At 57.5% G+C, this 15,427-nt stretch carries 15 protein-coding genes and 1 tRNA gene; 8 read left to right on the forward strand and 8 right to left on the reverse strand.

Annotated elements, in window-relative coordinates; genetic code table 11:
- Nucleotides 1-270: 270 nt before the first annotated feature.
- Nucleotides 271-2,730: a UvrD-helicase domain-containing protein gene (locus AACY07_RS14685; protein ID WP_339475554.1), complete on the reverse strand. Its 2,460-nt coding sequence runs from the start codon at nucleotides 2,728-2,730 to the stop codon at nucleotides 271-273.
- 266 nt (nucleotides 2,731-2,996) lie between these two features.
- Between AACY07_RS14685 and AACY07_RS14690 the strand changes: the two genes are divergently transcribed.
- A complete protein-coding gene (locus tag AACY07_RS14690; protein ID WP_133078013.1) occupies nucleotides 2,997-3,692 on the forward strand; it encodes a pirin family protein in 696 nt (231 codons plus the stop codon).
- Between the two features lie 275 nt (nucleotides 3,693-3,967).
- On the opposite strand, the gene punC is transcribed toward AACY07_RS14690, so the two are convergent.
- Nucleotides 3,968-5,149, reverse strand: a complete 1,182-nt coding sequence (punC, locus tag AACY07_RS14695; RefSeq protein ID WP_133078012.1) for a purine nucleoside transporter PunC — start codon at nucleotides 5,147-5,149, stop codon at nucleotides 3,968-3,970.
- A gap of 119 nt (nucleotides 5,150-5,268) precedes the next feature.
- Between punC and punR the strand changes: the two genes are divergently transcribed.
- On the forward strand, nucleotides 5,269-6,228 hold the full coding sequence (gene punR, locus AACY07_RS14700; RefSeq protein WP_339475556.1) for a DNA-binding transcriptional activator PunR: 960 nt from the start codon (nucleotides 5,269-5,271) through the stop codon (nucleotides 6,226-6,228).
- On the opposite strand, the gene AACY07_RS14705 is transcribed toward punR, so the two are convergent.
- The gene (locus AACY07_RS14705) at nucleotides 6,164-6,775 is read right to left on the reverse strand and encodes a LysE family translocator (protein ID WP_133078010.1); all 612 of its coding nucleotides are present in this window, start codon (nucleotides 6,773-6,775) and stop codon (nucleotides 6,164-6,166) included. The two genes, punR and AACY07_RS14705, sit on opposite strands and share 65 nt — an antisense overlap.
- A gap of 238 nt (nucleotides 6,776-7,013) precedes the next feature.
- On the reverse strand, nucleotides 7,014-7,541 hold the full coding sequence (locus tag AACY07_RS14710; protein ID WP_133078009.1) for a DUF4174 domain-containing protein: 528 nt from the start codon (nucleotides 7,539-7,541) through the stop codon (nucleotides 7,014-7,016).
- Nucleotides 7,542-7,767: 226 nt separating this feature from the next.
- Between AACY07_RS14710 and AACY07_RS14715 the strand changes: the two genes are divergently transcribed.
- From AACY07_RS14715 to AACY07_RS14725, 3 genes are all read left to right on the forward strand, one after another.
- A complete protein-coding gene (locus tag AACY07_RS14715) occupies nucleotides 7,768-8,307 on the forward strand; it encodes a DUF3455 domain-containing protein (protein ID WP_133078008.1) in 540 nt (179 codons plus the stop codon).
- Nucleotides 8,308-8,397: 90 nt separating this feature from the next.
- Nucleotides 8,398-8,961: a sigma-70 family RNA polymerase sigma factor gene (locus AACY07_RS14720; protein ID WP_339475560.1), complete on the forward strand. Its 564-nt coding sequence runs from the start codon at nucleotides 8,398-8,400 to the stop codon at nucleotides 8,959-8,961.
- Nucleotides 8,958-9,680 (forward strand): anti-sigma factor, encoded by a 723-nt coding sequence (locus AACY07_RS14725; RefSeq protein ID WP_326426928.1) that lies wholly within the window; start codon nucleotides 8,958-8,960, stop codon nucleotides 9,678-9,680. The genes AACY07_RS14720 and AACY07_RS14725 overlap by 4 nt, the downstream gene beginning before the upstream one ends.
- On the opposite strand, the gene AACY07_RS14730 is transcribed toward AACY07_RS14725, so the two are convergent.
- Both AACY07_RS14730 and AACY07_RS14735 read right to left on the reverse strand, forming a co-directional pair.
- A complete protein-coding gene (locus tag AACY07_RS14730) occupies nucleotides 9,667-10,251 on the reverse strand; it encodes a DedA family protein (RefSeq protein ID WP_339475562.1) in 585 nt (194 codons plus the stop codon). The genes AACY07_RS14725 and AACY07_RS14730 overlap by 14 nt on opposite strands.
- 71 nt (nucleotides 10,252-10,322) lie before the next feature.
- On the reverse strand, nucleotides 10,323-11,369 hold the full coding sequence (locus AACY07_RS14735) for a DMT family transporter (protein WP_339475564.1): 1,047 nt from the start codon (nucleotides 11,367-11,369) through the stop codon (nucleotides 10,323-10,325).
- A gap of 269 nt (nucleotides 11,370-11,638) precedes the next feature.
- On the opposite strand from AACY07_RS14735, the gene AACY07_RS14740 reads away from it, so the two are divergent.
- Nucleotides 11,639-11,725, forward strand: a tRNA-Leu gene (locus AACY07_RS14740).
- Nucleotides 11,726-11,871: 146 nt separating this feature from the next.
- On the opposite strand, the gene AACY07_RS14745 is transcribed toward AACY07_RS14740, so the two are convergent.
- Nucleotides 11,872-12,885, reverse strand: coding sequence for a GlxA family transcriptional regulator (locus tag AACY07_RS14745; RefSeq protein WP_339475566.1), 1,014 nt, complete (start codon nucleotides 12,883-12,885; stop codon nucleotides 11,872-11,874).
- Nucleotides 12,886-13,100: 215 nt separating this feature from the next.
- Here AACY07_RS14745 and AACY07_RS14750 point away from each other — a divergent pair, with 215 nt between their 5' ends.
- Nucleotides 13,101-13,646, forward strand: a complete 546-nt coding sequence (locus AACY07_RS14750; RefSeq protein ID WP_339475568.1) for a cysteine hydrolase family protein — start codon at nucleotides 13,101-13,103, stop codon at nucleotides 13,644-13,646.
- A gap of 210 nt (nucleotides 13,647-13,856) precedes the next feature.
- Here AACY07_RS14750 and AACY07_RS14755 read toward each other — a convergent pair whose 3' ends face one another.
- Nucleotides 13,857-14,678 carry a MinD/ParA family protein gene (locus tag AACY07_RS14755; RefSeq protein ID WP_339475571.1) on the reverse strand — a complete coding sequence of 274 codons (822 nt, stop codon included), beginning with the start codon at nucleotides 14,676-14,678 and terminating at the stop codon, nucleotides 13,857-13,859.
- 148 nt (nucleotides 14,679-14,826) lie between these two features.
- Between AACY07_RS14755 and AACY07_RS14760 the strand changes: the two genes are divergently transcribed.
- The gene (locus tag AACY07_RS14760) at nucleotides 14,827-15,069 is read left to right on the forward strand and encodes a hypothetical protein (protein WP_339475574.1); all 243 of its coding nucleotides are present in this window, start codon (nucleotides 14,827-14,829) and stop codon (nucleotides 15,067-15,069) included.
- Nucleotides 15,070-15,427 lie beyond the last annotated feature (358 nt).

Genomic DNA, 15,427 nt, shown 5'->3' on the forward strand with positions numbered 1-15,427 from the left:
ATTACATCGAGATGTTCTACAACGCAAAACGCCGCCATGGTTTCAACAATCGGCTGTCACCGGTAGAGTTTGAAAAGCGTTACGCAATGAGCTTGCAAGGTGTCTAGAGAATCCGGGGCGATTCAGTTGCTGAGCCCTACTCATTCAAGTGCGGTCATTCAAGTGCAGTTATTCGAGTGCAGTTATTCGAGTGCGGTCATTCGGGTGCGGTGATGCCATCCAGGGCGGATGGCAGATGGACGGCCTTACCGTTTCGACGCTTGCTGAAGATTACGCCCGCAAATCCTCAAAAAACGCCTTGCCTTGAGGCACACGATCAGAGGCCTTGGGGACATTCGGTCCCTGGGCATCCTGATTTTCCAGATACCAATAGCAGTGCTTGACCGCCCGGGTGATGCCTACATAGGCCAGCCGCAGGATTTCGTCTTTCTGGGCGCTGTCATAAGGCTCAGGGTCTGCGTCCTTGCCCAGGCCAGCCATGCGATACACCTGATTCTTGTAGGGCGAAGACGTCAGGTGCTGGCAGTCACCCAGCAAGAAAACGGCATCCGCCTGCAATCCCTTGGAGCTGTGATAGGTCAGTTGCTTAAGCCTGCGATCCTCAGGCGCCAACCTAGAATCAACATTAACTACAGACTGAATATCCTTTTCTATCAATAGTTTATCGCTACTTTTTCGATACAACATCAAGATGCTGTCACCGGCGTTGTAATGCTCGATCAGGCGCGCAGCCAACCCCTGATCATCGCGATGCAGCACATTGACCGGAACTGGCGTCTTGGGCTCGCCACTGGCCTTGGCCTTTTTGCCGGCAATGGAGGGCGCCGCGCGCACAATATGCTCGGCCGCATCGATGATGTGCTGATGACTGCGGAAGTTGTCGCTGAGCATCACCCGCGTGGTCGCGGGCGACGGGAATTCCTTGTTGAACTCCATGAAGTATTTGGGCGAGCTGCCTCGCCAGCCGTAGATCGATTGCCAGTCATCCCCGACACACAGCAGCGACGAGCGCTGGGCCCCGCGCCCCACATGCATCGCCGGTCCACGACTGCGGATTTCGCGCAAGCTGGCGCGCAACCAGGACACGATCTGCGGTGAGACGTCCTGAAACTCATCGATCATCAGATGGGACAGCGGGCGCAGTTGCTCATGGCTCAGCAACTTGAAATTCTGCGGGGTATTCTCGCCAAACAGGGAGAACATGCGGTTGTAAGTCATGACCGGTGGCGTCTGGGCCAGCAGATGATCCTCCAGCGCCCTCCAGTACAGGCTCAAGGCCTCAAAGAAGAAACGGTCCGGGTCTTCCTTGGCAAAGCGCATATCGCCCACCGCCGCCGCCACGTCGAGCCCCAGGTTCTCGATAAAGCTTGCCGCCGCGACAAAACTGTCGAGCAGCGGCGCTGAACCCAACTCACCCTTGAGTTTGTAATCAAAGCCCGGGCCTGCGCTGGCATCACCCGCCATTGAACTGATAACACGCTTGGCAGAGTCATAACTATCTAGCCAAATCAATGGCTTACCGCAGAAAGCTCGAAACAGAGTGCGCTTTACTGCCCACTCGGCACGCACACTGAGCCGGGCACCTGGACGGCAAATCTGCGGATTCTCCCGAGGATCGAAGCCCAGTACTACCCAGGCATCCAGCTCGGCAATGTAACCGTGGCAATGGAACTGCGAGCCATTGATCTCGACGGTTTCGCGATTGGGCTCGATACCTTTGATCGGCCACGCACCGGCGGCAAACCACAAGTCTTCCAGGGTGTCGCAGAGTTCTTCATCGCGCTTGGCGGCCAGTTCGGTCACGGCCATGCGCTTTTGCACTTCAGGATGGTCGCGCTCCAGCTCCTTGAGCTGCAAGGCATGCATGCGCAGAGGTGCCAGGGTCTGACGAAAGCGCTCATCGCGGGTGTACAGACCGTGGTAGCAGGCATTGAGCTGCTGACGCTGGGCATCGTTGATGCGCAGGTCAAACGGGTTGCTGTCGGCATCTTCATCGTTGAGCAGGCTACGGGTGTTCAGGGTCTCGAAGGCCTGCAACCGGGAGTAGCCGGGCAAGCTGCGCACCATGGGCAAAATCCGCGAGTGAAAGGTGCGCACTACATCCCGGGCTTCCTTGAGCGACAGGGTGCGGCCCCACAAGGCAAAAATCTCTTGCAGCTTCTTGATGAAATCCTTGCGCGATTCGCGGGTAAAGGTCACGACGGTCATCGAATCGAGCTCAAAACCCAGGTAGTGGGTCAGCAGCAGGATCCGCAACACCAGCGATGTCGACTTCCCTGCCCCGGCACCCGCGACCACGGAGGTAGACGGCGTATCGCTGAAGATCATCTTCCACTGTGCGGCACTGGGCTGAGCGTGCTCGGGCAGGATGGCGGCAACATCCGCCTTGATCTGCTTTTTCAGTTCTGGCCCCAGCGGCAGCCGCCAGTCATCGAACAGGTTGTCATCGATACCGGGCGCCCGCAGCTCCTGCGGGCGCGTGTCGCTGATAAACAGCACCTGACGGCCCTCTTCCAGGCCTTCGGCATGGCCCTCTGAAAAGCCGTAATCGACCCCGGCACTGTGCCCGCTGCGAAACCCGTCCGCCTGGCCTTGCAACCAGGACGCAGCATGTTGTGCCCGCAAACGGTTCAAACCACTGCCAAATAATCGCGCAGCCAGGCGCTTGAACAATGGCAATTGGGTAATGGGGGCAAGTTCTTCAGGCAGTTCGGGGGTGTGTTGCGGCACGCTGACTCCAGGGTGTGAGGCTGTCCGGGCGGATGGGCTATGGTCGCCCCATTGCGCACAGAGATCTAGCTAATTGCTTGAGCATCAGCCGTTTAGGGCAGGCAGTGAAGGTAAAGCCTATTTAGAGACAACACTAGACATCTATTTATTAGATTGGTTACACGCATTTTTTAAGCTTTTTATCGATATGTTCCTGGCAGAGAATCACACCATTATCAACCGGGTAGCCGTTCACACCCACGGGCAACCTGAACAGGAGACGCATCATGCTTGAACTCAGACCCTTCACTACCCTGGGCGGTGCCAACCACGGCTGGCTGGACGCCCATCACCACTTTTCATTCGCCGAATACTACGACCCACAGCGTATGAACTGGGGCAACCTGCGGGTGTGGAACGACGACGTTATCGCCCCTGGCACCGGTTTCCCGAAGCACCCTCACCGCGACATGGAAATCATCACCTATGTGCGTGAAGGTGCAATCACCCACGAGGACAACCTGGGCAACAAGGGCCGCACTGAAGCGGGCGATGTCCAGGTCATGAGTGCGGGCACCGGCATTGCTCACAGCGAATACAACATGGAGTCGACACCGACCAGGATCTTCCAGATCTGGATCATCCCGAACAAGGAAGGCGAGGCACCGTCCTGGGGCGCCCGGCCCTTCCCCAAAGGCCAGCGCGAAGGCTTTGTGACCCTGGCCAGCGGCAAGGATGGGGACCACGAAAGCCTGGGTATTCGCGCTGATGCACGACTGGTCGCCGCCAACCTCAAGGCCGGAGAAACAGCCGAGTACCGGCTGGACAGTGGCCGCCGCGCCTACCTGGTACCTGCCACCGGGGTGATCGAAGTCAACGGCCTGCGTGCCAGCGCCCGTGACGGCGTGGCGGTGGTCGATGAGTCGGTACTGCGCGTGACAGCCATTGAAGACAGCGAAATCGTGCTGGTGGATGTGGCCTGATCCACCTGCTAGGCCACCAAACCTGTAGCCGCTGACGAGCCGTGCGAGGCGGTCGTAAAACCAGCGCATTATCACGACTGCTACGCAGCCGGACGCAGCCTCGCACGGCTCGTCAGCTGCTACGGTTGTCGCATCTCATACCACCGCGTAGCAGTTGACGAGTAGAACGAGGCTACGTTCGAGATGGTGCGCCACTGCGACGAAGCGGTCGCAAAACCTGAACACGCGTTGTGCCTGGCAAACCGTGGACTCAGATTTTACGACTGCCGCTACCTTCAGGAGGTCGCGAATGCCTTGGCATTTGCCTTGCGCCGCTGAATCAAGTAACCCAGCACCGCCAAGGGCGCAGTTGCCAGCATCACTTCAACGGTGATTTGCAGTGGCTGGCTGATAAACGCCGAAACCAGCAGGCTGCCCAGAAAACACAGACCAAGCTGCAAGGTGTTTTGCAATGCAGCCGCTTTGCCGGAATTTTCCGAAAACGGCATCAAGGCATTGGCAACCACAATGGGATAACTCGCACCGTTAACCAGTGCCATCAAACAAAACGGAATCAGCAAGGTGGTCAGCGTTGGCTCGGTTTGCGTGGCCACCAGATACAGCCCCACCATGCTCGCGCAGTAAGCGACCAGCAACCAGGGCAACAGCGTACGGCCACTGACCCGCAGCAGTGCACTGCGACAGCTGTAGCCACCGACCAGAAACGCCAGGGTGGGCAGCGCGTAACTCAAGCCTATATCGCTCGGGCTGTAGCCCATGTCGCCCAGGATAAAAGGCGATGCCGTCAACCAGGCAAAGAAGCTGGCCGAGCAAGCCGCGAAGATCATCACATTGCCACTAAACGGTGCCGAGCGCAGAAGCTGCCAATAGCTCACGCCTGACGCTACCGTCCGGGGCGTTGTGCGCGCTTTTTCCTTGAGCATCAGCGTGGGAATGATCAGCAGTACCGCCAGGCCCAGCAACACCGCGAAGATCGCTTGCCAGCCCAGGTGACTCAGGACCACGGCGCCCAGCAAAGGAGCCAACGCCGGTGAGAGGCCCATCAGCGGCATGATCCCGGCGAATACACGGCTGGCCTTGTCGGCCGGGTAGCGATCAATCACCAGCGCTTGCCAGGTAACGGCCGCGGCACAAATACCAATGGCCTGGATAAACCGCAAGCTCAAGAGCAACACGCTGCTCTCAACCCAGAACATGCCCCCACACCCCAGTGCAAACAGGGACAGTCCCGCCAGCAGCACCGGCTTGCGACCCAGGCGATCCGACAGCGGTCCCCAGAGCAACTGTCCCACTGCAAAACCGGCCAAAAAGATACTCAGACTCGCGCCCACAGCGCCGGCAGACAGCCCTAATTCACTGCGCAAAGCGCCGAATGCAGGCAGGTACATATCCATCGCCAGGTAGCCGAGCATGCTGAGCCCGGCCAGATAACAGGTAAAACCAAAAGAATTCTTCATGTGCACCCAAAAACTTGCCATCAAACAATTTGTTGACTGCCGCCCATTATCCAGCCGAGGATCAGCTTGTGAAGCGATAATAATTGCCAACTGGCATCGAATTTTTTGAAGGCAAACCCATGTGGTCCGAATACTCGTTGGATGTCATTGATGCGGTAGCCCGCCACGGCAGTTTCAGTGGTGCGGCCCAGGAGCTGCACCGCGTGCCCTCAGCCGTCAGCTATACCGTTCGCCAGTTGGAACAGTGGCTGGCCGTTCCGTTGTTTGTTCGTCGCCACAGGGATGTGGAGCTGACGCCCGCCGGGCAGATGTTTGTCAAAGAAGCCCGCGACGTGATGAAAAAAATGCTGGGCACCCGACGCCTGTGCCAGCAGGTTGCCAATGGCTGGAGCGGTCAATTGCGGGTGGCCGTGGACTCCATCATCAAGCATCCGCGCTGCCGGCAAATGGTGATCGATTTCTATCGGCACTTTCCCGACGTGGAGCTGATTGTCCAGTACGAGGTGTACAACGGTGTGTGGGACGCGCTGGTGGACGGTCGCACCGACATTGTGATCGGCGCCACGCGAGCAGTGCCGGTGGCGGGCAGCTTTGCTTTTCGCGACATGGGCTTTCTGCACTGGCTGTGCGTGGTCAGCCCACAGCATCCACTGGCTTCGGTTACGGGGTTGCTGGGCGATGATCACCTGCGCCCCTTCCCTTCACTGTGCATGGATGACACCTCCCGCAGCCTGCCCAAACGGGACACCTGGACGCTGGACAATCAGCGCAGAATGATGGTGCCCGACTGGGCCACGGGGCTGGCCTGCCTCAGCGACGGGCTCTGCGTCGGCATGGTGCCTGCCCACCTGGCCCAGCCCTTGATTGAACAGGGCAAGCTGGTGGCGCTGCACTTGCAACGGCCCTTCCCGGCCAGCCCTTCATGCATTGCCTGGTCGCAAAAAAATCACTCCCCGGCCATGACCTGGTTACTGGAGTATTTGGGCGACACGCCAACCCTGAGTCAGGAGTGGCTCAATGAACATCAAACAGAATCGGATACAGCGACACCACCAGCAGAGTTGCCATCGTCAGATTGAACGCCAACAACCATTTTGGTTTGGTCAGAACGCTGCGTAGCGCGCTGCCACAGCCTGCCCAGACACACACGCTGGGCAAGTTGATGACGGCAAAGACCAGGGCGATGATGAACACATTGGCGATGTACCCCTGGGACGGCGTGTAGGTCGTGATTGCACCGACGGCCATCACCCAGGCCTTGGGATTGACCCACTGGAACGCCGCTGCACCCCAGAACCCCAAAGGCTTGCCCTGGGCAGAATCCGAATCCGAAACCGGCCCTGACGTGGCGACTTTCCAGGCCAGGTACAGCAGGTAGGCCGCGCCCAGGTAACGCAACACGGTATAGGCCACAGGCACGGCCTTGAACACGCCGCCCAGCCCCAGCCCTACCGCCAGTACCAGAAACATGAAGCCGAAGCTGATGCCCAGCGCGTGGGGAATGGTGCGCCTGAACCCGAAGTTGACGCCCGATGCCAGCAGCATGGTGTTGTTGGGCCCGGGCGTGATGGATGAGACAAACGCAAACAGTGCGAAGGCAGTAATCAATTCAAGGGAGAACGGCATGAGGGTATCCGGCAGTCAGAGGAGCGGTTGACTCACCCTATCGGATTACAGTGCTGGCATTGCGCTACAGCTGGGCTCTATTTTTACCACACACATTTGAAGGCGCACTTTCGTTTTGACGACGGGATTTTCACACCACTTTCACATCGCCGGGCCTAGATTGGATCCACTCCTTAGTGAATCCCATTTGGCCCGCTTCCCCCAGCGGGCCTTTTTTTGCCTGTCTTTCAGTGACCACTCAGTCTTCCAGGGCCTTGACCTGCTTTGCCGGTTTGGCCGATTTGCCCGCAGCAGCACCCTTGACTGGAGTCTCGACCGCAACCGGCGCCTGGGTTTCCTTTTCAGCCGCAGGCAAGGCATCGATGGTTTTGAACAGCTCGCCAAGATCAACGTCGCCGACTGTCTCGACTTTCTTTTCGCCATCCTTGCCGATCAGGATCACTTTGGCCTTGTCAATGATCATCCCCGGCTTGAGTCCGCGAATCATCGACATCGTGCTCTGGGGCTCAAGGTCCTTGCCATCACGTTTGCCAGTGATCCCGACAATCGTATAAAGCACCATGTTGCGTTCGTTGAACGCCTGTTTGGTGGCCGGGTCTTCGAGTGCTTTCTTGAGGGCTACCAGGGTTGGATCAGCCTCGGCACGAGCAACAATCACCAATGGACGAGCTTTGCCGCGATCCTGTTCAAGGGGACTTGGAACTTCAACAGCTTGCACCGTGCCACTCACCAGCACACTGGCAAGGATCAATAAACGGATAAACATCCAGATCTCCTTTTATTATCGGACCGGCTTCGCGAGCGTGTTGCCAATGCCTTGAAACCCGTGGCGTTGAGCCTGTAACTCAGAGCTTAGGCCAAGGGCTCAGTCACGCAACCGGGTCCCGGACTTTGCCTTTCATGTTTATTTTTTGCAACTGCATCCAAACCCCTCGCCCACGGGTAGTACCTGTAACAGCCACTACGCTGTTAACCCATCAGGAGATAGGTACATGAACGTAAAACGCTTGATCAGCCATGCCAGCGTTACACTTGCCGCCATGATGTTTGTCGGGGTGCCAGTCGCCTATGCCCAGGCTGATTTGCCCGAAAACATTAGGGTTCCCGACGGACACAAGATGGCGATGACGACAGTTGGCGTAGGCGAAATCACTTACGAGTGCAAAGAAAAAGCCAATGCGCCCGGTCAGATGGAGTGGTTTTTTGTAGGTCCAAAAGCCCAACTCAACGACACAAATGGTAAACAAGTCGGCACCTATTTTGGCCCGCCAGCCACCTGGCAAGCCCTGGACGGTTCCAAAGTGACGGGCACCCAGCTCGCGGTAGCTCCTGCCGGCGCAGGCAATCTGCCGTACCAACTGGTCAAGGCCAATCCGGCTGAAGGCAAAGGCGCCATGAGCGGCGTGAGTTATATCCAGCGTGTCGCCCTCAAAGGCGGCGTGGCTCCAAGCAGCGAATGCACGGCCGTCAACAAGGGCCAGCGCCAGGTGGTGCCTTATCAGGCTGACTACATTTTCTGGGCCAGCCGTTAAGATCCGTGGCTTGTAGCGTTTCTCGTCTACGCTGCTTCGATGGAGCCCGGGCACGACCCGGGGATGTCCCACCTTTAACGGCTGAATACAGTGACGCTACCTGAGCCATTGTTTGACTACGAAGCCTGCCTGTTCGCCTGCGCCCGCGGTGAACGGCAGGCGCTGGTTGCCCTGTATGCCCAGGAAAGCGCACGACTGCTCGGTGTTGCCAGGCGCATTGCCCGCGACAACGCTCTGGCCGAGGACATCGTGCATGACGCCTTTATCAAGATCTGGACGCGCGCTCCCAGTTTTGACCCTCAACGCGGGTCGGCACGGGGCTGGATTTTCAGCGTGACCCGGCATCTGGCTCTGAACTTCATGCGCGACAATCGCCTTGAACTTCAAGTCAGCGAAGACAGCGAACTGGCACTACAGCCCCTGGCCGACCTCGATGGCAGTCAGGCGCAGGATGCCCTGGAATGGCGAACGGGCTCCGAGCGGATTTACGGCTGCCTCGAACAACTCGAACCCGTCAGGCGTACGTGCATCGTGCATGCCTACGTCGACGGTTATACCCACGCCGAAATTGCCGAAAAACTGGCCACGCCCCTGGGCACGGTCAAAGCCTGGATCAAACGCAGCTTGAGCGCCTTGCGCGAGTGCATGGGATGACTTTCAAACCTGAAGACAACGACCCGGCCGATCTTGATGCATTGGCGGGCGAATACGTGTTGGGAACCCTGGACGCGCAACAGCGACGCTCAGTCGAGCAGCGCCTGGCCCATGAAGCCGACCTGCAAGCAGCGGTGCAGCGCTGGGAAGCGCGCCTGTTGCCACTCAACGACCTGGTGCCCGCACAGACGCCATCCAGGCAGCTGTGGCCTCGAATCGAACGCAGTCTCAACGCACTGAATGTTCCTGTACCCCGGACTCAGGCCAGCACATCCTGGTGGAACCTGCTGCCATTATGGCGCGGCCTTTCAGCGGCGGGCCTGGCGGCAACCCTGGTGCTGGGCACGGTGTTATTGACCGCAACCCCGACAGCGTCCCCGCCTGCTTACATGGTGGTACTGGTGGCACCGCAAAATCAGGCACCGGGCTGGGTGATCCAGGCCAGTAACCGCCAACACATCCAGCTTATCCCCTTGGGCATCGCACAGGTGCCCAGCGACAAGGCGCTGGAGTTCTGGACCAAGGGCGATGGCTGGGATGGCCCCGTGTCCCTGGGGCTGGTCAAGCCAGGACAAACCTTGTCATTGCCACTGGATCGCTTGCCACCGCTGGAGCCCAATCAACTCTTTGAGCTGACCCTTGAAGGTCCCAACGGCTCGACGACTGGAAAGCCTACTGGCCCGATTCAATTTATCGGCCGTGCCGTCAAAGTGATTTGACGGCCTTGCTTCTCGCCCGGTAATGACGTGCCACGGCCACGGCAACCATCAGCGCAATGACCCCTAGCGCAATCGGCAAACGATACGGTTTGAGGTCGCCCAGCATCCCTTCCAGAAACTCCCCGGCCCAATACCCGCCGCTGGCAAACAGCGTTGCCCATACGGCAGCGCCCAACGCGTTGATGCAGGTGAATTTCAAAGGCGAAACCTTGCAGGCCCCAATCACCATTGGCCCGACCAGCCGCATGCCATAGAGAAACCGCACCGAAAAAATCGATACCGCAGGATGCTGATTGATCATTTGAGTGACCCGGTCGATGACAGCCTGCTGCTTGTGCAGGCGCGGTAGCAGGCGAGCGCCGAAATACCGGCCGATCCAGAACAGCAACTGATCACCCAGCATCCCCGCCAGACTGGCGTAACCAATCACTGGCAAGAGCTTGAGCACATGCTGGTGCGCGGCCATCCCGCCCAGCAGCAGAATGGTTTCACCCTCCAGCAGACACCCGATGAAAATGGCCAGATAACCATAGGTTGTCAGCAAGTAATTGAAGTCGATGTGTTCGAACATGGGTGCTTTATAGCTCCATTGAAGGTCTGGGTGTTACGGCGTCCCTGCGACTCAATCTATCACGCAGCCACTCAGTGCCGATGTCGATGATGAATATCCGGAAAGTGCGGGTGACTATGACTGATCACGTGATGTTGATGGGCATGACTATGGGGGGCGTTCCCGGTGACGTCTTCATCATGTTCATGCTGATGATGTTCGTCGTGGGCATGCCGATGGGTGTGCTGCAACGGCTGATGCAGATGGACATGCTCATGGCGCTCGGTCAGGTGCAGCCAGACGCCAAACATCATGAACGCCGCCGCGACCCAGAACAGCACCGACACCGACTCACCCAGGACCAGGATAGAGATCGCCGCGCCCAGGAAAGGCGCTGTCGAGAAATACGCTCCAGTCCGCGCAGCCCCCAGGCCACGCAATGCCAGTACAAAAAGCACCAGACTGACGCCGTAGCCCAAAAAGCCGATCAGCAATGTCGGGCTTAGCACCGCAAGTGGCGCAATCTTTGCGCCCATCATCAGCGCGATCGCGCAGTTCACCAGCCCTGCGAACAACCCTTTGGCCCCTGCAATAAACAGCGCGTCCGAGGCAGACACCTTGCGCGTCAGATTGTTGTCAATCGCCCAGCACAAACAGGCAAACGCGACGGCCAGCGGCCCGAGTAAGGAGAGCGACACACTTGACGCCGTGCCTGAAGGCCAGGACAACACAACTCCCCCGGCGATAATCGCCAGCATGCCCAGCACAATCCTCCGATCGGCGTTTTCCTTGAACACCACCCACGCCAACAGAGCAGTCAGCACGGGTTCAAGATTCAACATCAGCGACGCGGTGGCGCCACTGGTCAGGGTCAGACCGAACATCAAGGCCACAGGCCCCAAAATCCCGCCAAACACAATCGCCCCGCCCAACCAGGGCCACTCGCCGGCACTCAAGCCCGACGGTTTCCAGCCTCGATCGCGAATACAGCGCACCAGCAGCAGGCCCACCCCGCTGCCCAGATACAGCAAACCCGCCAGCATCACGGGTGGAACCTCGGCCCCCAGTACCTTGGCCAGAGGCGTACTAGCCCCAAACAGCGCCGCTGCAGCCAATGCGTAAACCACACTCGTATTCATCACATCCACTTCTTTAATCGTCGTGCATGCAGCCTAGACCAGCCCCCAAGAAACGGCCGTCTTAGCGGCACAAACCTTGGGGCGTTCGGTATATCTATGATTTTCCGAAGGTTTTACTCAGCCGTCAGGCAAAAAAATGTACCTGATTGAACGCTATCGAACTTGCCTCATCGGCGCAGGCTCTATATATTCGTCCACCTGTCACGCAGGCTCTTGAGTACTTTGACTTCTAAAGCACCTTCCTTCCTGACCCGCTTCACAGCGCTACCGCCCGAATGGCGAAACTGGTAGACGCATGGGACTTAAAATCCCCCGCTCGTAAGGGCGTCCCGGTTCGATTCCGGGTTCGGGCACCAAACAAATCAAGGGCTTGCATGAGATTCTTCGTGCAGGCCCTTTGTTTTTGTTCCGCAACAGCTCCCTTTTCGACCCTCCCTGGCGTCCAGCCAACCTACGAAAATCCGTTTCCCCATCGCCTGCCAGACTGCTCCTTCAAAGAGGATCACTTATGCCGAACTCTGGCCTGATGCTGGCTGCCGCTCGCCTTGCCGCCCGGTATCGTTTCGCGAGAGAACATCCGCCGATACTCTGAAGGCGACGTGCCAAGCTGAGCGCCAAATTGTTGCCTCAAGGACAAGGGGGTTCCAAAACCGGCCTCGCCGGCAACGCATTCAATCGGTAAATCCGTCGTTTCAAGCAGTTCCTGCGCCCTGACGACTCGTTGAGCATTCAACCATTTAGAGACGGTACTGCCAGTGGCCTCCCGAAACCGCCGCGTAAACGTACGCCTGCTCATTTTCGCCCTGTCTGCCAGGGCGTCGAGCGATAGATCACTGGCCAGGTTCACTCGAGCCCACGCCAACACATCGGACAAATGAGTCTCGCTAGAGAGTTTGGGCACAGGATGCTCCACGTATTGAGCCTGACCTCCCTGCCTGTGCGGTGGGGTCACCAACATCTTCGCGGTGCGATTCGCCACATCAGCTCCGAGCCGCTGGCGTACCAAATGCAGGCAACAATCGATTGCCGCCACCGTTCCAGCCGAGGTCATGATGTTGCCGTCACTGACATAGAGCACATCGGGCCTGAAGCCAACCTCTGGAAAGCGTCGCGCAAACTCGTCTCTGCCTGCCCAGTGAGTGGTCGCTTCTTTACCATCAAGCAGTCCGGCTTCTCCCAGTACAAATGCTCCCAAACACAACCCGACGATGAGCTTGCCTTGTGCATTCGCCTGCTGAAGGGCCCTCACAAGCGGTGTCGATGCCGCGATCAATTGTTCGCCCCACGATGGAATGACAATTACATCAGATGCCTCCATCAACTCCAGGCCATGGGCAACCGATAAGTCGATGCCTTGGTCGCAACTCACCATTCCAGGTGTCTCTGTGCAGTAGCTGACCTCGTATCGAGGTTCGCCAGGTTCGGATTGAGCCGCCCCCAACACCATTCCCGGCACCGAAAGATGGAACAGACTCACGCCGTTAAAAGCTAGAACAGCGACACGTATGGATTTCATCTGGCAGCCCCGATCATTTGGCCCGATTTTAACGAATTATGTCATTTAGGCCGCTATCAGGCTTCAACGCATTGGGCAAGAATGGTGTATTCGATGCATTTGCTGGATAACTGATTCAAACCCTGCTGGACGTAGGCAGAAGGCATCTTGCTTACCCGAATGCCGTCCCAGCTTTCACTACAACATCACATTGATAAGTTGATTGGAGATCGTTCATGAAACAAGGTCTTGTAGTAGTTGATCTGCAAAACGAATACCTGCCCACAGGCAAACTACCGTTGGACGGTATCGAGGCCGCTGTGGCGAATGCTCGTCGGGTCATCGACCATGGGCGAAATAAAGGGATTCCTGTTTTTCACATACGGCATGAATCCGATGATGCGAATGTCCCGATTTTCGTCAAAGGCTCCAGCGGCGCGCAGATTCAGCCAGAGGTGGCTCCTGAAGGTGACGAGCCCGTGATTGTTAAAAAACACATCAATGCCTTCAGAGACACTGACCTCAAGAAGCAGCTGGATGCTTTCGATGTTCAGGATATCGTGGTGATAGGCGCGATGAGCCACATGTGCATTGACGCAGTCGTGCGTGCTGCAGCGGACATGGGCTATCCGGTTACTGTGCTGCATGATGCTTGCGCCACCCTGGATCTCTCATTTCACGGGGTGAACGTGCCTGCCGCTCAAGTGCATGCGGCGATGATGGCCGCCTTTGAGTTCGGCTACGCCACAGTGAAATCTGTGGACGAGTACCTGTCGGCATAAACGTGTAGAGCTTCTACAAAGCCCTTGTCAGGTTCTTGTGTGGCCGCACGGCCGGCAGCGCTCTCGGCTCCCGACTCAACATCCTCCAGTGCCTTTGCTGCAGCAATGGCCTGGAGAGCTAACCGTTCACAAGTGCGCAGGCTATGCAGGAATGACTCACTCGTTTGCGCACCAGGGTGTGCGCAAGATCTGCTTGCGACCTTGGTGTTCTCACCCTCTCGAGTTAGAGATGAGCTGCTCAATGAAAAACTCCAGCCCCCCTCTGGGGCTGCCCGGCAATGGCCAGGCGTCGACCCTCAGGGCAAGGCTCTGAAATGCCTTGGCGATCTGAGAGCGCGGAAAACTTTGATAAACGGCGCGTTGAGTCTGCACGGATTTACGCACGCATTCGTCATACGGAATCGCTCCCACGTACTGCAAAGAGACATCCAGGAATTGATCGGTAATCTTCGTCAACTTGGCGAACACGCTGCGTCCACCCTGGTACTCAGGCACCATGTTTGCCAAAACCCTAAAGCGGTTTATCCCGTAGTCACGATTCAGCAGCCTGATCAGTGCGTAGGCATCGGCGATAGACGCTGGCTCGTCACAGACCACCAGCAAGACCTCTTGAGAGGCCCGGGCGAAACTGATCACCGATTTACCGATCCCGGTCGCAGTATCAATCACCAGCACATCCAGACTGTCGGCGATGTCGTTGAAGGCCTGGATCAGTCCTGCGTGCTGAGTGGATGACAGGTTCACCATGCTCTCGACACCGGCAGAAGCCGGGACGATACGCACACCTCCCGGCCCCTGCACCAGTACATCCGATAACGCACAACGACCTTCCATCAAGTCAGCAATCGTGTATCGGGGGATAACGCCCACTGCAACATCAACACCCGCCAATCCAAGATCACCATCGAGCAAGACGACTCGTCTTCCGCGACTCGCCAACGCCAAAGAAAGGTTCACTGCCACAGTCGTCTTTCCGACGCCCCCCTTACCACTCGTCACAGCGACAACTTGTACAGAGTGCGCAAGTTCCATGTCAGTTATCCCGCAGATGTCATGTCTTAAATCATTGATTACCCCATTAATAGTTAGCGCAGACAATACTCACATAGCATTAGTAAATGACTGCATATCCTGGATAGAGAACGAGGACTTTCAGGTAGGCGACTCGCGCGCCAGGGCCATGCGCCTTGACCTGTTGTCAGACATTCGCAGCGCACTGGAAACCGCGCTGCAGGGCGGGCAAACCCTCAAGCAATTCACAGCCGCCTTACAACCGACCCTCCAAGCCCTGGGCTGGTGGGGCAAACAGGTCATCGTCAACAGCCAGGGAGTGGGCGAGCTGGCCGGACGAAAAGGAATGGGCACGCAGACCGTAGCAGCTGTCGAGGAACGAAGGCTGCGTTCGGCGGCGAAGCCGTCGTAAAACCATTCAACCTCGGTGTATCAGGTAAGTCGCATTTACCAGGTTTACGACGGCTTCGTCGAGGTGCCGCATTACGCCGAACGCAGCCTTCGTTCCTCGGCAGCGGCTACAAGGTCGCGGCAGACATTTAGCCTTTAAAAACAGCCGCTCCATACGACCTTTCGCTTTCATTTCCGCGAAATATCCTAAAAAAATCCAGCTCGCTTGCGCCTGCCCATGAGCGCGGGGGGCTTTTTACGGAAGCAGCATTATTGTTAATCAGGTGCGACTGGCTCGACCGATCAGCGGGTACAACTCTTCTAAGACCTTATCTACACTGGTTTTTTTCGCCACACTAACAAGGTATCGCTGGGCCGCT

This window comes from Pseudomonas sp. RL_5y_Pfl2_69, from assembly GCF_963970465.1.
Classification (GTDB): Bacteria; Pseudomonadota; Gammaproteobacteria; order Pseudomonadales; family Pseudomonadaceae; genus Aquipseudomonas.

Excerpts from the sequence above, each read along its gene's own strand:
- AACY07_RS14725 (WP_326426928.1), top strand. The coding sequence starts at position 8,958 with ATGACTTTCAAACCTGAAGACAACGACCCGGCCGATCTTGATGCATTG.
- AACY07_RS14710 (WP_133078009.1), bottom strand. The coding sequence starts at position 7,541 with ATGTTTATCCGTTTATTGATCCTTGCCAGTGTGCTGGTGAGTGGCACG.
- AACY07_RS14715 (WP_133078008.1), top strand. The coding sequence starts at position 7,768 with ATGAACGTAAAACGCTTGATCAGCCATGCCAGCGTTACACTTGCCGCC.
- AACY07_RS14690 (WP_133078013.1), top strand. The coding sequence starts at position 2,997 with ATGCTTGAACTCAGACCCTTCACTACCCTGGGCGGTGCCAACCACGGC.
- AACY07_RS14745 (WP_339475566.1), bottom strand. The coding sequence starts at position 12,885 with ATGAAATCCATACGTGTCGCTGTTCTAGCTTTTAACGGCGTGAGTCTG.
- AACY07_RS14750 (WP_339475568.1), top strand. The coding sequence starts at position 13,101 with ATGAAACAAGGTCTTGTAGTAGTTGATCTGCAAAACGAATACCTGCCC.
- AACY07_RS14705 (WP_133078010.1), bottom strand. The coding sequence starts at position 6,775 with ATGCCGTTCTCCCTTGAATTGATTACTGCCTTCGCACTGTTTGCGTTT.
- punR (WP_339475556.1), top strand. The coding sequence starts at position 5,269 with ATGTGGTCCGAATACTCGTTGGATGTCATTGATGCGGTAGCCCGCCAC.
- punC (WP_133078012.1), bottom strand. The coding sequence starts at position 5,149 with ATGAAGAATTCTTTTGGTTTTACCTGTTATCTGGCCGGGCTCAGCATG.
- AACY07_RS14730 (WP_339475562.1), bottom strand. The coding sequence starts at position 10,251 with ATGTTCGAACACATCGACTTCAATTACTTGCTGACAACCTATGGTTAT.
- AACY07_RS14760 (WP_339475574.1), top strand. The coding sequence starts at position 14,827 with ATGCGCCTTGACCTGTTGTCAGACATTCGCAGCGCACTGGAAACCGCG.
- AACY07_RS14755 (WP_339475571.1), bottom strand. The coding sequence starts at position 14,678 with ATGGAACTTGCGCACTCTGTACAAGTTGTCGCTGTGACGAGTGGTAAG.
- AACY07_RS14735 (WP_339475564.1), bottom strand. The coding sequence starts at position 11,369 with ATGAATACGAGTGTGGTTTACGCATTGGCTGCAGCGGCGCTGTTTGGG.